General features: G+C 49.1%; 8 protein-coding genes. 6 read left to right on the forward strand and 2 right to left on the reverse strand.

The window, feature by feature from the left end; genetic code table 11:
• Positions 1 to 44: 44 nt before the first annotated feature.
• Complete coding sequence (locus tag CAP50_RS09910) at positions 45 to 5039, reverse strand: translocation/assembly module TamB domain-containing protein (protein WP_075100690.1); 4995 nt, start codon at positions 5037 to 5039, stop codon at positions 45 to 47.
• A gap of 68 nt (positions 5040 to 5107) precedes the next feature.
• The gene (locus tag CAP50_RS09915; protein ID WP_100749881.1) at positions 5108 to 8710 is read right to left on the reverse strand and encodes an autotransporter assembly complex protein TamA; all 3603 of its coding nucleotides are present in this window, start codon (positions 8708 to 8710) and stop codon (positions 5108 to 5110) included.
• A gap of 331 nt (positions 8711 to 9041) precedes the next feature.
• Here CAP50_RS09915 and CAP50_RS09920 point away from each other — a divergent pair, with 331 nt between their 5' ends.
• The 6 genes from CAP50_RS09920 (at position 9042) to cydB (ending at position 18184) form a co-directional block, all read left to right on the forward strand.
• Entirely contained in the window at positions 9042 to 10373 is a 1332-nt protein-coding gene (locus CAP50_RS09920; RefSeq protein WP_100749882.1) for an MFS transporter, read from the forward strand.
• A gap of 115 nt (positions 10374 to 10488) precedes the next feature.
• A complete protein-coding gene (gene coq7, locus CAP50_RS09925; protein ID WP_075100687.1) occupies positions 10489 to 11133 on the forward strand; it encodes a 2-polyprenyl-3-methyl-6-methoxy-1,4-benzoquinone monooxygenase in 645 nt (214 codons plus the stop codon).
• Positions 11134 to 11384: 251 nt separating this feature from the next.
• Positions 11385 to 12497: a tetratricopeptide repeat protein gene (locus CAP50_RS09930; protein ID WP_100749883.1), complete on the forward strand. Its 1113-nt coding sequence runs from the start codon at positions 11385 to 11387 to the stop codon at positions 12495 to 12497.
• A gap of 236 nt (positions 12498 to 12733) precedes the next feature.
• Positions 12734 to 15169 carry an esterase/lipase family protein gene (locus tag CAP50_RS09935; RefSeq protein WP_100750086.1) on the forward strand — a complete coding sequence of 812 codons (2436 nt, stop codon included), beginning with the start codon at positions 12734 to 12736 and terminating at the stop codon, positions 15167 to 15169.
• Positions 15170 to 15671: 502 nt separating this feature from the next.
• On the forward strand, positions 15672 to 17168 hold the full coding sequence (locus CAP50_RS09940; protein ID WP_075100685.1) for a cytochrome ubiquinol oxidase subunit I: 1497 nt from the start codon (positions 15672 to 15674) through the stop codon (positions 17166 to 17168).
• Positions 17168 to 18184, forward strand: a complete 1017-nt coding sequence (gene cydB, locus CAP50_RS09945) for a cytochrome d ubiquinol oxidase subunit II (protein ID WP_075100684.1) — start codon at positions 17168 to 17170, stop codon at positions 18182 to 18184. The genes CAP50_RS09940 and cydB overlap by 1 nt, the downstream gene beginning before the upstream one ends.
• The last annotated feature ends 3 nt before the right edge of the window (positions 18185 to 18187 follow it).

Raw genomic sequence — 18187 nt, forward strand, 5'->3', positions numbered from 1 at the left:
CTCTCAATCTATAACTGTTTTATGTTCAATTAACTACATCCATTTTAGAACTGCCAACTATATACCACATCCACCGCGTTTTCTGCAGCTGAGGTAGCCTCGACGTAGATGCGCCGTGTCAGCTGATAACGAATAGACAGGCTGTTTTGGGCATTAAACACCCCCACGCCATAGCGAATATACAGATCCGGCGTCACATAACCTGTGACATTGACATTAGTGTCTTCACTGCTGCCTGAGGCATCTACGGTCAGACTTTGCAAACCAAACACCTGACCTATCTGGTTGGTCAAGCTGCGTGTGCCGCTAAGGCCAAAGCTCAAGCCAGCCGCCGCCAAGTTGTTGGTGACCTGCGACTTAAAGCCTTGCTCACTGATTTGGGTGGCGCTCTTGTTATTGATTCTACCGGTGACTAGAGCATTCATCGCTTGCTGCTGGGTGAGTCCTGCATTATTAAAGACGATGATATTTGGGTTTTCTGTATTACCCTTAACCCGTAAGCCCACTGTCTTACCACTGATGGTTTTGACCGCCTCGATACTAAGGTTGGGCTTCATCACATCGCCATTAAAGCGTACTTGCCCATAATTTAGCTCCAGACTTTGACCAAAAGCGTTGATATTGGTGCGACGTGACACCTGCACTACCCCTTTTGCGCGCATGATACCAGTGCCATTTTGATTGATGTTAATCGCCCCAGCCAAAGGAATGACCGCACCAAAGCCACGGAAGTTGATATCGTCACCCAAGTCGACACCGATATCGGCATTGATCGACCAAGGCTTGGAGACTGCTAATACCTCATCGATATTGCCAATCAAGCGGCGGTCAAGAACGACGGCATCTTCTGTCTGAGTGATGATATCTTCGCTGGCTTCTGGCGGACGGATGGTCGCTGACGGCACGCTCACCGCCCCTTTGATATCGACATAACGATCGCCTGGGCGCACGATGATATCGATGTCAGGGTTGATCTCAGCGACGAGCAAAGGCGGCTGGGTGATGACCAAGCGCTCACCGACGACACTGAGCTTGGCTTGCAGTTTTTGCTGCCAATTCACCGTGCCTGTCAAGGTACCTGTGCCTGAGCCACTATTAAAGGTACCATCGATGGTCGCCTGGGTGCCGCGGATTTTGGCCTCAGTATTGACATTGGTCAGATTGACGGGCAAATCAAGCATGGCAATACGGCCATCTGCCAATTTGACATCACCATAAAACTGCGGTTTATCCAATGTACCGCCTAAACCACCTGCCATCGTGACATTGCCCTCCAATACTCGCATGCCGGGGAAAAATGGCTTAAATATCGCTAAATTTAGCTCATTGAGTACCAGCGCGCCAGAGATTGGCTTGGGGGTCTTATAGGGGTCTACAACCACCTCAGCATAGCCACGGGCGCCGCGCCCTGTATTGATATCTGTGCGTAGCTTGATACCTTCAGGCACCGACAGTGCAATCAGGGACACGCGTTTGTACGGTAATGTCACTGGCGCACTATCACCATCCTGAATCAAGCCGATTTTGCCATTGTCCGAGTATAGCGTGGTATTGATAGTCGGTGGACGACCACGCTGCCAGCCGACGATGGCCTTACCATTTATCTTGCCATGCCAGTCAATATCTTTGGGCAAAAATACTGAAAACAGCGTGGTATCAAGGTTTTGTAAGGCGATATTGACTTCGCCTTTGTCTGGTGAGGCAATTAAGTTGTCGCGTAGGCACAGCTTGCCACTTTGGTCAGACGCTTGCCAGCAATGTGCGGCCAGCTGTACTTTAAAGTCGTTGCGACTGCCGTTTTGCTCATGAGGCAAGTTGACAATCAGCTGAGCAGGCTGCAGCTGGTTTAGGGTGGCGTATTTAGACTTTATACGCCCTTTACCGATGACCCCTGACCAGACGAGATTGTCACGATTAAAGCCGCCTTTGAGTCTAGCACCAATATCGAGCTGCTCATTAGCCACCTCCAGATCGACCACATGAGCTTGCTCGGTGCCATTAAAGGACGCTTTGACACTTTTAAAGCTTTGCCCTGCCGCATCCAAACCTTCTGCTGTCACGATAAGCTGGCTTGGACTGTTTGCTAAATTGACAAGCTTGCCGCGCACGCGGCCTTGACGCAGGATAAATCCTGGCAGCGCGATGCGCTCACCGACCAAATCGATATAAATGGTGGGCAGTGCCTGTCCTGCTGGCTGCGATAAGGTTGCGCCGCCTGTGACTTTACCCGCAAGTTTGTCTGATAGCTGATCAAGGCTTGTGATATTGATTTTGGTTTGTAGCTGCTGGGCGTTGCCATCAGCAGTGACGTAGTTGTCGCCCCAGCGTAGCACCAAATTATCGGCATTTAAGCTATCGATTAGCGCATTGACTTGTTTATATTGCGCTTGCGCATCCTGCGTTTGTAAACGCTTAAAGTAGCTTGCTATATCTTTTGGCAACCGCATTTTCGCCGTCAAGCTGCCTTTGGCACTGAGCGGCTGGCCTTTTAGTCGACCACTTAAATTTACCTGTCTGATATTGACGGTTTGCTGATTGTCGCCCCAGCGGCCATCCGTATCGATCGTGCCAGTGATGAGGCTTGGCGTATCTTTTAGGAAGTATCCGATATTAAAACGATCCATGACCGCCTTGATATCCCACGCGATGCCTTGACGTACATCAACCGTACCTGTCGCATCGATACTACCCGCAGCGCCTATATGACGCAGACGCTTGATACGAATCAACTGAGCATCGCCGCTGGCATCTATCGTCAGCTTACCCGCTGGTAGCTGCTCGGCGTCTAACACGCCATCGAAGTTTAAGGCAAAACGCTGCAGCTTTCCTGAGGCGTTGGGGGTGTTTTTGGCAGCCGTTTGCCACGCACCACTGGTGGTCAAGTCGCCTGTGATAATCGCTGGGTTATTGGGTAAAAAATACCCCACATTAAACTTGTCAAAACGACCATCTACTGTCCAGCCGATATGGTTGCGCAGGTCGACGACACCTTTGGCATTGACCGCCCCTGCTTCACCGTTATAGGTTACGTTTCGAATGCTGATGAGTTTTGGCGTGCCCGCTGCGTCAATTGAGAGGCGACCTTTTGGCACATCAGCGGTATCGACTTGACCAGCAAAACGAGCGTCAAACACCGACAGCTCACCTCCGACGATATCGACACTGGCATCGCCTGTGCCTGTCAGCCCAATACGACGGCCGTCTTGTGTGGTATCAAGCGCTGCTTGTAAGTCAGTATTGTTTAGGGTGACGATATGACGCTGGCCGCGCGCGCCGCCCTTATTGATATTGAGCAAACGACCGCGCGCGCTGATACTGCCAGTCAGGCGCTCTAGCGGCAAATCGCTACGATACGCTTTTGGTAGCAAGCCATTGGTACGTGCATCTATCTGCCATGTCAGCGGACGGTTTTTGCGCGCCAATTGGATCTGGCCGGTACCAGACAAGTCGCCCACCACGCCATTGTAGTTGAGGCGATTGATATCAATGACGTCGCCGACTTTACGTACGCGTACATCATAGTTGCCTTTAGGGGCAGCGTTTAACTCATTGATGTTGGCATCGGCATCGACCGACAGGCGCGAGCCGCGGATGATGACGTCTGCTTGCCCACGTGGGCTGTCGATATTGCCGATGCTTGGTACATCACGGCGGATAAGGCTTTGCCAATTGGCATCGATATACCAAGGCGCGGCCTGTGTGGATTTGGCCGATGCTTTGCCACGAGCGATATTGGCGTTGACGTGCTCGCCATCACGCTGGCGCAAATCAGCATCTATCTGTAGATTACCATTACTGTCTTGATGCTGATAATGGACTGACAGTCTGCCATTTAGTTTTTGCGGTGCATATGCTTTAAAGTCGGCGTAGTCATCTGGAATGGCACGGCGAATATCAAAGTTACTGCCAGTGGCGCGCACTTTGGCATCAAAGCTGTCTTGCCAGTCTAAGATACCTTGTAACACAAGATGACCCGCGGGTACTTGAGCATCTAAGCGATCGACGCGCAGCTGACTATTGGCAATGATACCGCGGCCTTGATAATGTCCTGATGGGATGTCTTTGGCAGTCAGCTCGGTATTGATACGCAGGCGTATCTCGGAGATGACGCCTGTGGCTGTCGCTGTACCGCTTTGTAGACGGATGTTTTGGCTCTCAGCATACGGAATCAAAATATCATCCCATTGCAGCTTTGCCTGAAACGGCGAGCCGTCATCTAAACCCTGAGCGACAAAACTACCGCTGACATCGCTGTCGTTATAGCGGCTACGCACTTTACCAACGGTGCGTTTTAGCGTACCTGTGGCCGTGACATCGAGCGGATCAACATAGGCTTTTTCTAGCGCGCTGACCTCTACGATAGCGCTCAAATCTAGCGGGTAATCACCCTGCAGCTCAATCTCACCTTGCAATGCACTGACGTTGACGATATCAGCATACTGCAAGTCGCCACGACCCACGGTGACCTGAGTACCAACCCATGTCAAATCACGGGCGGCGATATCATGCACCACGATAGGCTCTTTGGTCACTTGTTTATAAATAATGTTTTTTATTTTGGCCTGATCAAAACGCAGGTTCACTGGTAGTTGCAGGGTTTTATAATCAAATGGCTCGCCCGTTGGCGGCTGGTTATTGATGATCTCGATGGTATGAATGTCTGCATCGCGCAGATGCACTTCTTTAGCAAACACCGCACGCCAGCCTATTTTGACATACGCCTTATCGACCAAAACCTCAAGGTCGTCAGTCGCGTTGATATCGATATCGCTAACCCAAATACCATCGCGCAGATTGCCACGGCCATATTTAAAATCAATGCCTGTCTCAGCGCTGACTTTTTCTAAAATAAACTTCGTGCCCGACTCGGTACCTGCAGCATAAAAAAACGCCACAAACATAATCGCCAAGACGATGGTGATGAGCACCAGCAGTTTGAGCAAAAAAGACAGTGGATACCAACGCCTGACAGCACGAGCATCGCGCTGTGCTGGATCTTCATCTGGTGCGTTATTGGGCGGGGTGTTTTTTGTCAGCATGACACTCAACTACGTTAAAGAATGATGACCAGCAATCGGCGCGATAAATACGAAAAATGACAATAAAGCTATAAGGGCGAACCAATAAAGAAGTGCAGTCTAACCGGAATACTCTCCTCTGTCACACCCGCGGCGACATCCACCCGTACCACACCGACAGGGGAAGCCCAGCGGATACCGACACCGACGCCGACCTTGGTATCTGTCTCAAAGTCTTTGTCGTAGGCATTGCCCACATCCGTAAAGAAAGCACCGCGAAACCCTGGTCTAAACTCATAGTTATACTCAGCGCTACCGACTGCCAGCACCTGCCCGCCTGTCAAGTAGCCCTTATCTAGCGGGGATAAACTCTCATAGTCGTAGCCGCGAATGCTTTGGTCGCCGCCTGCAAAAAAACGCAGCTTATAAGGCACATCATAAAAATCATCTGCCCAAATATAGCCTGTATTGAGACTGCCTAATACCTGATGTTTTTTATCGTCACCAAAACTATAAATACCACTGACACCAGCGCGAACGATGGCCAAATCGGTGTCGCTCAGCGCTTTGTCAGTCCCAGCTTCGAGCGAGTAATACTGGCGGATACCGCGAGTCGGGTTGGTCGTACTGTCCACGTCGGTTTTGTTCATGCCATAGCCAAACAGTAATGCTCGCTGTTTGGGTTTAGAAGACGTAAAGCGAATGGGCAGGTCATCAAGCTCTGTCTCATCTACGCCCGTCTCTAGCTCATCTAAGCGATAACGCATAGAGTAGCTGCGGTTCCAGCCACTGTCACGGCGGATGTTACGGGCAATGGCCGCTTTTAGCGTTTTGGTGGACAAATCAAAGTTACCTTCGCCTTGATCAATGACCTCTTCTTCATAGTTCAGACGCCCATCTAACTTATCATTGAGCGGATGTTTCCAAGGCCTGCTGCCATAGACAGCGACATTTTTCGTGATTCTTGAAACCTCAGTCTCTGCCCCCGCTTGATAGCCTTGACGATTGAGCAAATTATAATCTATTTTGGCAGTGGCCCTGACACCTGTGTCTGTCCCATAACCTAGACCGACTTGCGCATCACGCGGCTTGTTGGAGGACACAAAAACATACAGCGGTACTTTTTTGCTTTCAGCTACGTCTTGCGGGGTTTTACGTCCTGCCAGCGTGGGCGGCACAAAGTTTTCGTCGGCCAGTAAGTTTTTTTCATCTGGAAATATCTTTTGTGCCACATTACTGATGGAGTCACTGATTTTACCCAAGATGCTATCTGCCTCTTGGTCTTTTTCATCGAGTACGCGATCGTTTGGCAAGCGGCTTAAGCGCTCAGCTTTTTGTTTGATGGCTTGTAGTCTATCCAGTGTGGCTTCGTCTGCCTCAAACTCGATGGCCGCGATATCGGCAGGGTCGACCGTCGCGCCGCTATTACTGGCCGAGCTTTCGCTTGCGACACCGCCGCTTTCTGCACTCATACGCCCGTCATTACTGACTGTGCTGGCTGCCGTAGCGGCATTGTTGGTCGTACCATTATTGACATCATTGTCCAACACCTCATCGCCATTGGCAGTAGGCGCATTGTCAAAAGCCAACGTGCTTGCCTCACTACTCTCATCAGGTGGCAAAATGGACTCTACGTTGACGGCGTTAAAATAACGGGTCGCCGACAAATCGTTACTAAACTTGGTCACCGCTGGCCGATAAAACTTGTCGCCCGGCTCAAAGCCGATGAGCTGCTGTAACAATGACATCTCAACTGGCAGCTTGTCAGGGTCTCGTGTCAGAGTATTGGTCGCTTCATCATAAGTAAAAAACACCACGTCATCAAACTCGTAACGATCCCCTGTGTTATAAACCAAAGCGACGTCGGCGGTGTTGTCTGGCAAGATGATATCGACCGATTTGTTTAGCCAATACTCATCAAAATAACCATAAGTGTTACTCAACGACTCCAAAGCCGCTTTGCTGTTTTTGTAGACGCGGTGGTTAAAGATATCGCCCTCTTGTGGTGGCAAGTCCGTTTCGAGCGCAGCAAACTCCGGCTGCTCACCCCCTTCGCCGCGAATCTCGACGATGCGGCTATCCACACGCACAGGCTCTCCCAGATTTTCGATGATGACATCAATCCTATCGCTGTTAGACTGACGCAAGCGCAAAGTCACATCATAATACCCCACCGCTTTTGCCGCATCTAATGCCGTCTGACGCAGGCGAGGCAAAGCTGCAGTAAAGTCAACGACTGACTGAACCGTCGTATCATCCAGCGCCGCTTTGATGTTTTTTATCGGTTGGGTATCGTCATCGGCTTTTTTGAGCTTTGGTTTGCCATCGTCTGTACCCGCTGCCTGCTGTAGATAGACAGTGGTGTCGACATGCGGCAACGCCCTCACCCCCCCATTAAACAGGCGATTATAAAGGCGCTTGATGATATTACCATTGTTACGGGCTAGCGGTCTTGTTTCATCAGCTTGCTCGATACTTTGGCTGACTGCCTGCGTATCGGTTTGATAATCTGGCAAATAGTCATCAGGATTGATGTTTTGTGCTGCGGCACTTTCTCCATTAGCGGCGCTGGTATTGGCCACAATCTCGCTATCAGTCGCTTCATTAGTGCGGCCACTGCTGACCGAATCACTAACATCGATCGGACGTGACATCACTTCGTCTGTCTGCGCTTGTGTTGCCGCGCGCTCATCTTTCTCATTTTTACCCAGCGTCTCCAAGTTACTTGGGATTGGCAAATTGGTGGCATCCAGTGCCACATCCAAACCCACGGGCGGAGTGGTATCGTCCAAACTGGCAATCGGCGCGTCAAAGTCTCTGTCATAGCGGCCAGCACCGTCAAGGGTGCTGACATTGCTATTGCCAGTCACCGTACTATTACTCTCTAGCATGTCATTATTTTGACGATTAATAGCTGCCAGCTCACGCTCTATCTGCGCAGGCGTCATCATCTGATAACCCTGCTGCTGTACCTCAGCGGCCTGCTGCAACAGATTGTCGTTCGCGCCTGTATTAGACATATCACTAGCCAGCGCATCATTGTTTAGGGCATTGTCGTTAGGTGAATTGTCGTTAGGTGAATTGTCATTAAGTGAACTGTTATTCAGCGCATCGTTATCGACACCATCTATCATGCTGGTCTGATCTTTTTGATGACGATCAGCGCCGTTTGTGTTATTCGTCTGGTTATTCGATCGGTTTGAAGGGTCGTTAATTGAAGAGTTACTATTTACAGCATTTGATGTTTCAGTGTTTGATTTTTTAACGTCTGACTTTTTGAGGCCTAGACTTTGCTCACTATACTCATCGAGCACAGATTGATCGATAATACCTTGCTCCACCGCTTTTTTTAGGCGTAGCGCGTCTAGTGCAGCATCTACTTGCGAGCCGTCCTCTAACGGCTCACGCGGCGCTGAGCTAGCACTTGAAAGACTATTAGCAGACTGAGTGGCAGGAACTTTGACCATGACCGTAGGCGGCGCATCAGCCCATACCGTAGGCGCTACCCCAAAACCCACCAAGCTGGTCGTCAGCGCGGTAAATAATGCTGAGCGCGTAACGTGCGCGCACACGGCGTGAGGTCGAGCGCTGTCATCAGAACGGATAATACTACGGGCAATCGCACTATGACCACAGGTATCCTGCGGCGTCAGCGATACGTTGTGCGTTAGAGTTGATGGCTGGTGCTTCATAATTGATTCCTATCAGCTCACGCGGTACCGTATCAACAACGATGGCCATTGTTCAGCATTACCGGTGAATAAACTTATCGCAGTGGTCTGAATTATCACTATATTTGGCAATATAGCCATATAAATTTACAAATCATAACTTAGATAATTATGAAATCATAGCGTTGTACGCATGTATTTTTGGCAAAGCCTTGCTATTATACGGCTTAATGGCTACAAGCCCCATGCTGTATTTTTATAAGTTATTGATATTAATAACAATCATAATCACCCGACTGTTTTATTTGACGGTTTTTTACTCACCAACCGCGACCCATCGGTAGGAATTTTCATGGCCAATCAGTTTCAATTATTTAAGCATCGCCGTTTTAGTGCCATGTTTTTTACGCAGTTTTTGGGCGCCTTTAATGACAATATTTTTAAGCAAGCGCTGATATTGGTACTGACGTATACGGCGGCAAGCAAGCTGGGTATGGAAGTCAGTATCTTAAATAACTTGGCCGCCATGCTGTTTATTTTGCCTTATTTTTTATTTTCGGCATTGGCAGGCCAAATCGCTGATAAGTTTGAAAAGTCCAAGCTGACGCAGTTTATTAAATTGCTTGAGCTGGTGATTATGGCGGTGGCAGCCGTGGGCTTTGTCTTTGAATGGTATGGCTTGCTGTTTGTGGCGCTGTTTTTGATGGGCACGCATTCGACGTTTTTTGGGCCGATCAAGTACGCTTATCTACCACAAGCGATGAAAGAAAATGAGCTGGTCGGCGCTAATGGCTTGTTTCAGATGGGCACTTCACTGGCGATTTTACTGGGGATGATAGTCGCTGGGGTATTGGCGCAGCTCTCCGCATCGCTTTATTGGATCAGTGCGACGGTGCTGCTAGTGGCTATGCTCGGCTATTTGGCCGCACGCTTTATCCCGCTGATGCCTGCAATGCAGCCGGCGCTGACAATCAACTGGAATATCTTCACCACCAGTTTGAGTACAGTACGCTATCTATACTCCTTGCCTTTTTTGTTTTTTGTCATTCTTGGCAACAGCTGGTTTTGGTTTTATGGAGCGACGTTTTTGACGCAGACGCCAGAGTTTAGCAAGGTCATCTTGCACGGTGATGAGTCGGTGGTGATTTTTTTATTAACGCTGTTTTCAGTTGGCGTATCGATCGGTTCGCTGCTATGTAAGTCACTGACCAAAAACCAAGTCAGCTTGCGGCTACTGCCGTTTGGTATCGCAGGTTTGAGTATTTTTGCTGTCGACTTATATTGGTCCTTATCTAGCCTAAATATGGCTGTCGCTGATGGCACACTGCTGGGTATTGGTGAGTTGGTTGGGATGAGAGGCACGTGGCGCGTCTTTGCCGATTTATTCTTTTTGGGTTTTAGTGGCGGCTTGTACATCGTACCACTGTATGCGTCGATGCAGGCATATGCGCCAAAAAGCCATCGTGCTCGTATCGTGGGTGCCAACAATATCTTTAATGCGATATTTATGGTCACCTCAGCGATTTTTTCGATTGTTATTTTAAACACCTTGGGTTTGACGCTACCGCAGTTGTTTTTGGTGACAGGCCTGCTAAATATCGCCTTTGGCGTGTTTTTGTACATCAAGCTGCATAAACATATCAAAGCGGCGGTCATCCAAACCCATGATGCGAGCGTTTTATAATACATTTCGCAGACGATATGTAGGCACGTGCATAATAAATAGTGGTGCTGATATTTTGGATTGTTTGCTATAGTAATGTTTGTTGTTTTTGATTATAAGTCATGAGGAGTGAATTATGGCCCCACGTCCTTTGTCCAAAGTCGACCAGTTGTTAGTTGGGGTCGATAAGGCGTTACGAGCTGTCGTCCCACATTCAAATCCTAGCACGCGCCCCTTACCAGTGAGTAGTGATGAGATTCCTGAGCTGAGCATCACTGAGGCGCGTCATGTCGCAGGGCTGATGCGCATCAATCACACAGGCGAAGTATGCGCGCAAGGCCTGTATCACGGTCAAGCCTTTAGCGCAAAAGACGACGGCGTCAAACAAGCCATGCAGCAGTCTGCCGAAGAAGAAGTCGACCATCTGGTATGGTGTGAGACTCGGCTAGACGAGCTGGGTAGCCATGCCAGTATTTTTACGCCGCTGTGGTACGGCATGTCTTTTAGTCTGGGTGCGGTGGCAGGTGCTATTTCCAATGAGTTTAGCTTGGGGTTTGTCGCCGAGACAGAAGCGCAAGTCAGCGAGCATTTACAAGATCATATCACCCAGCTACCAGAGCAAGACCAGCGCTCAAAAGAGATATTGGCACAAATGGATATCGAAGAGCTGCATCACCGTGAGCTGGCGCTCGCAAATGGGGGTGCAACGCTGTCACCCGCTGTACGCCAGACGATGCGCTGGATGGCCAACCGTATGAAGGCCACCGCTTACCACTTATAAAAGCTATCGTATTAACAATCCTACTACTGATAGCGCTCAGTTTAATTTGCTAGGGTATGAAAAATTTGTACGATTTTGCCCTGAGATGTCTCAGATATCTGGTATCTGGTATCTGGTATCTGGTATCTGGTATCTTCAGATGAGTAAATACTGCTCATCAGCTACATTATAAAATCATACAACAACCGACCTATGAATACTAATAAACACTAACTTACTAATATTGACTTACTAATAAGGTATCTATTTTTATGAAAACCACTACGTTATCGACCAGCGTATCTCCCAAAGCGCCAGCGCTGGCAACTCTGACAGCCGTTGCTGCCGCTTGCGCCATGATGCTCTCTGCGCCTGCTCATGCAGCCGAAGCACAAGCTGCTAGCAGCGCGACTGATGCCACTAACGCCGCCTCTGTACCGAGCCCCATCGACTCAAGCAAACGTATCATTCGTCTGGCTCAGCCAAAGGCGGATAACGCGGCTAGCACAAACAATGCACCAGCCTCTCAAGCTGCCGCGCCGCAAACCGTCACCGCACCGCAGCCACCCACCGTACAAAACCGCCCGCCGATGAGTACGTTGCAGCCACAAGACGTCAGGCCACCAGCGACGCCTGAATTCACTGGTACCACACGTGTCTACGATCCAGGTCCGATGAATGCCACTGGCATCGACCTTCGTAGTGGTCAGCTGACCAACATCCCCACTCCGCAAGTACAACTGTCTGATATCAGCTTTGTACCAACGGTACTGATTCCGCAGCAGACGGGCGATAATAATGACAAGCTTGATGTCAGCCTACTCGATGACTTTATCAAAGATGTCTCACCCAACGCTCGTCATTACCCACCCAACTTCCCTAATCGCTCACAGCGTCACTACACCCGCGAAAAAATCAAGGTGTTGGCAGAGTGGATTGAGCCTTATGCCAAAGCGCCGAACGCGTCTTATGATGTACTGATTCGGGCAGCGAAGCTCAATGGCATGGGCCGCAACCTAGATTTGGGCTCGGACTATACTATCCGCGGTGGGCAGTATGTGGATCGCGCCATCAAAATTCAGCCAGACAGCGGCGAAGCCAACTTCTTGTATGGCATGATGCTCTCAGAAGGTGGCGGGTTTAAAGAAGGTCAAAAGTACTTAGACCGTGCCGTCTCGTTGGGCTACACCGAAGCAGAGCAAAGCTTGGCACAATCAGACCTTCTTAGCGATCGCCGTGACAAAGCCTTGGAGCGTCTGCGTCGCCTCGAAAGTCAGAACCCCGACAACGACATTATTCCTCAGCAAATCAAACTTATCGAAGAAGGTAAGTTTTATATCTGGGACATCCCTGCCCCTGACATCAATGTCAAACCAAGCGTCTAATCTGCTGTACATCAGCTTGTTTGACCGATAGCCCTTATAGCGCCTTCATTTTCTCACTAAAAATGAAGGTGTTTTTTTGCTGGATAATAAATAGTCTAATCGCAAAAGTTACGCTACACTTATCTGCACGCCTGCCGGCACTCCTTCGCCTTTTTGATACTCGTTTTTGGGATTGACTTATGACGCCGCTTAGCCTTATCAAACCGATGATGCACACCAATCAAAAAACGCGGTCGATGACCCTAGCAGTCTTGCTTGCCGCAGTAGCGCTACTGCCTGCCTGTAGCACGGTGTCTGTCAACAAACAAACCTCCGCAAAAACCATCGCCGACCAGCGCGGCAATATCGTCACTGATAAAAAACTGAGTAGCGACACCGCCTCAGCGCTGCTATCTGCAGGGCTAAACGAGCAAGCCTGTATGCAGCAGTTTGATCTGTGCTTGACGCAGCTGACCGATAGCATACTAAATAAACACTACCGCCCTGCTTTAGCGATTTTTGCCGAGCTACACTATGCCAAAGCCCGTCAGCTGGCACGCTCGCAAGCCTGCCGCGACGCCTTGTCTCGTCCGCCGCTTGATCCCTATTATGCCAATGCGCCGCTAAGTGCAGAAGACGCCAAAGTCCAGCAACAAAACACCAGTCGCTGTCTCAATGACTATCAAGAGCGGCTATTTGATGCGGTAAAATCGAGCTACACCTATTTATTTTATGACGCGCTCGTACACGATTTTGAGGGAGCGGATAAGGCCAGCGGGCAGTCGCAGCAACAAAACCGTATTCCCAATGATACAGATATTCAGACCCAAGACATATATAACGCGGCCAGCAACGATATCATCACTCAGCTGTATAAGTCCGCTGATGGCACGGACAAACTGATGGGCGAGGCACAGATAGAATACCTCCCCATCACCTCAAGCAAGCGTGATAGCAGCGAGCAAGCAGCCATCGCCAATTTATCACCGATCACAGGCAAACCCACTGACCAAATCAAAGTGATGAAAATAGCCGTTGATGACTATCAGCTTGGCGTCTATCTGCCAAACGAAAACAGCTACTTACAAAATGCGCACAAGCAAGCCTCAGCACTTGCCGACCTAGTCTCCACTTACGAGCTGCGCCTCTCTGGCCTAAACTCTATCAGCAAACGCCCGGGGCTCGGCATCAGCCTAGTGGCATCGTTAGATGATCGTTATACCACAACGATTCGGCAACTATTGGCGTCGTCGTTGGCGGGGCGCTTGTCCTATGAGCAAAACAGCGACAGCGTCAATGAGAATGAGAGTAATCCAAGCTCGCGTATCTATCCTACAGGCCATTTGTTATTGACCGGCCTTATCAAGCCCAGCGGCGATAGCGTTTTAGACGCGCTGAGCAGCCGCACGCTCGATATCCACCTCTATAACCCGTATCAAACAGAGCATGTCAATATCTTGGGTGATAACTACCCCATCGCGGCCAATTTTTCGGCAGGCTATGGTCTTTGGTTGGCAGAAAACCAGCTGGACGGTGTCGGTTATCTTAATCTCATCACTCGCCAGCCTGACGCCCGACTGCCCAAGCTGTTTATGCTCGAGCCCTATGACCCTGATAAGCGCGTGCTGATTATGCTGCACGGCCTCGCCTCTAGTCCTGCAACGTGGGTCAACTTGACCAACGATACCTTAAACGATGATAAGCTGCGCGATAACTATCAAGTCTGGCAGATATTTTATCCCACCAATCTACCGATTTTAGAAAACCGCTATCAAATCCAGCGCCTGATCAATAGCACTTATGCCCAAACCGACCCACAAGGACAGAACCGCGCCAGCAAAAACAGCGTGATTATCAGCCACAGCATGGGCGCTGTCATCGCCCGTATGATGCTATCAGACGACAATCTGGTCGAGGATTTAGACAGCTTAGACGATCAAAACCTGCTCTCTAATAGCGAAAAGCGGCAAATTCGCGATGCTCTTAAAGCCTCATTTGGTGAGACCGAGCTCAAAGAGCGCTTTGAGCTCACAACCTTACCGCAAGTGGATACAGCGGTGTTTTTATCAGCGCCGTTTCGCGGCACCGATTATGCAGACCGCTGGTTTACCCGTGCGCTGCGCCGCATTGTGTATCTGCCCGTTGGGCTGGTCAAGACGGTCACAGACAATCTGGCGACCATTGCCACCCAAGGCGACTTGGCACAAAACCCACTTGGCGCTTTATACCTACAAAACGGTGCCAGCCAATTGAGTGACAAATCCTCATTTATTCAATTGACCCGAGATATCTCCATCAATGACCGTATTACTTATCACTCCATCATCGCCAATAACGATTCAGATATCACCAAAGGGCTGGCACAGATGCAGCCAGGCAATGCCAAAATCGACTTATCACAAGCCATAAAAGAAGAAAAAGACAGTCACGCTACCAGCACTAGCGCTACTGACACCGCCAATACTGCTAACAATAAAGCATCGACACAGCCGCTGGTGGCCGCAGTCACCGTCGATAAAAACATCAGCCAAGCGTTGACTGAACGTCTATCAGACGGCATCGTGCCTTATACCAGTGCGCACTTAGACGGTGCAGCTTCTGAGACCATTATAAATGGGGGTCATAGTATTCAGAGCAACCCCCAGACTATCTTGACGCTACGGCGGATCTTGCACAAGCAATTACAAGAATAATACTCAAGCCGTTGCCGCAGATAATGAGCAGCTGACTGTAAGGAAAAGTAGAAACGCTACAAACTGATAACATGTTGCTTATTTGTACCCCACTCGGTGACAGATAGGCATGATAGCCGCCCTGATAGCAGCGCAGATTTTTTTAAATAAATCATTGTTTTTATTGTTGTTTTTAAAGAATCTATCTGTTTTTTTACCCCAAATATTCGTGACTACTAGGTAGGTCGTCAGGGTGCTGCATCGCTTGCGTGTGTACCGAGGGAGGCGCATAATATATTGACAGCACATAACAGTCATGTATTAATTTATAAGGATGTAAATTACTTAATTCAGCTAAACAGTCGTTAGCTTAGCCACCATGTATCATTTAGGTCGCGCGCTAATCCATACTGAGACACAATCTGCCTATTGCCTATATATAAATAAAGACAGTATGCAGACTGTTATTTGAGCGTGTGAGGGAAGCCTGCGCTATTCAGCTAACAGATAAGGGTAACCGTTTATGTTCGCTACGTTTATGATTGACCAGCTCGATGCGCTGATGCTTGCGCGTATCCAATTCGCTTTTGTTATCTCATTTCATATTGTTTTTCCCGCCTTTTCTATTGGTCTGGCCAGCTGGCTGACGGTGCTTGAGTTCCGTTGGTTAAAGACCGGCGAGCCTATTTATGCTGAAGTCTATAAGCATTGGGTCAAAATATTTGCCGTGGTCTTTGGTATGGGGGTGGTCTCGGGCGTGGTGATGTCCTACCAGTTCGGTACCAACTGGGCGGTGTTTTCGGACAAAGCCGGTAACGTTTTAGGCCCTCTACTTGCCTATGAGGTATTGACTGCGTTTTTCTTAGAGGCGTCCTTTTTGGGGATTATGCTGTTTGGCTGGGGCCGCGTGAGTAAGCGGATGCACTTTGCTTCGACAGCCATCGTTGCCATCGGTACGCTAATTTCAGGATTTTGGATTTTGTCTGCCAACAGCTTTATGCAGACGCCGCAGGGCTTTATGCTGGGCGCGGATGGCATCTTGTATCCTACCAACTGGTTTGAGATTATTTTTAACCCATCCTTTCCTTACCGTTATGCCCATATGATGACGGCGGCGTTTTTGACCACCGCCTTCGTCGTTGGCGGTATCGGTGCTTACTATCTGCAATCTAAAAAGCACAAAGAGCACCGTCAGCATGGCCGTGTCATGTTAGGTATGGCGATGATTATGGCAATATTTGTCGCGCCAGCACAGGTGTTGATTGGTGATGAGCACGGTCTTAACACCTTAGAGCATCAGCCAGCCAAAATCGCTGCTATGGAAGGTATCTGGGAAGATGAGCGCGGCGCGGCTCTGCGCTTGTTTGCGCTGCCTGATCAAGAAAACCAAACCAATAAGTACGAGGTAGCCATCCCTTATGTTTCAGGCTTGATTCTCACCCATTCGTTTGATGGTGAAGTTAAGGGTCTCAAAAACTGGGCACCTGAAGATCAGCCCCCTGTGGCTATTGTATTTTGGGCGTTTCGTATTATGGTCGGTATTGGCATGCTCATGGTGTTGGTCGGCTTATTTAGTCTGTATAAATACTTTAAAAAACAACAGTATGATCCACAAAGTGTCTGGTTTCACCGTGCGTGGATGATGATGACGCCGCTTGGTTTTATCGCATTGCTGGCTGGTTGGTTTGTCACCGAAACAGGACGTCAGCCATGGACGGTATATGGCGTGATACGTACGGCCGAGAGTATGTCACCCCTCGCCGCTCAGCAAGTCGCCACGACACTGATTGGTTTTATTGTGCTTTATGTGTTTGTCTTTGGCGCAGGGAGTTTTTATATCTTGCGACTGATCGCTCAGGGGCCAAAACCGTTTGAAGATCCCGCTGAGGACAATTTCTATGAGCACTCAGTCACAGAGAGTCAAGGACGGACACTAAGCGGTGATAGCAGTCCTGATCAAAGTACAAAAGAAAATATCGATACACCTGCTGATGATGTCGATGATGGAGGGTTACGCTAATGTTTAACTACGGTGATGTATTAGACTTACCTTTGATCTGGGGCGGCTTGATTGCCTTATCTGTCTTTATTTATGTGTTGCTTGATGGTTTTGATTTGGGCTGCGGGATTTTATTTCCTTTTGCAGGCTCAGACAAAAACCGTAGCCGCATGATGAACTCTATCGCGCCTTTTTGGGATGGCAATGAGACGTGGCTGGTACTGGGCGGTGGCGGTTTATTCGCAGCTTTCCCAGTCGCTTATGGCATTATCATGACAGGATTGTATCTGCCGGTCATCTTTATGCTGTTTGGCCTGATCATGCGCGGCGTGGCGTTTGAGTTTCGTTTTAAAGCCTCCTCACGTCGTCACGTATGGGACAGTTTTTTCTTTATCGGCTCCGTGGTGGCGACTTTTTGCCAAGGGCTGATGTTGGGCGCGTTGATACAAGGGATTGAGGCAAGCAATCGTCTCTATACAGGCGGGCCTTTTGATTGGTTCACGCCTTTTTCTATCATTTGCGGTATTGCCATGATTATCGGCTATGCGCTCCTTGGCTCTACGTGGCTCATTATCAAAACCGAGCATACTTTACAAGTATGGGCACGCAAGGTTTCAGGCTGGATGCTATTGGCACTGATCATCGCAATGGTCGTCGTCACAGGCTTTATGTATTTTTCTGATATCAAAGCGCTTGAAGGCTGGTTTAGCTTCCCAGGCTTGCTATATTTGGCACCCATGCCGATTATCGTGCTGCTCTTGGCCTTTTTGATGCGTAAAGACCTAAAGACAGAGCGTGAATATCGCCCATTTCTCTTGACGGTGGCGTTATTTTTGATGGGTTATATCGGGGTCTGTTTTGCCGTTTTCCCTTATATCGTCCCGTATGAAATGACGATTTATGAAGCAGCAGCAGCGGATACCTCGCTATCCTTTATGCTGATTGGGGCCGCTATCATGCTACCGATTATCTTAAGTTATACCGCTTTTGCCTACTATACTTTTAAGGGCAAGACAGATCATGAGCATATGTACTAGGCG

Source organism: Psychrobacter sp. L7 (genome assembly GCF_002810365.1).
GTDB classification, from domain to species: domain Bacteria; phylum Pseudomonadota; class Gammaproteobacteria; order Pseudomonadales; family Moraxellaceae; genus Psychrobacter; species Psychrobacter celer.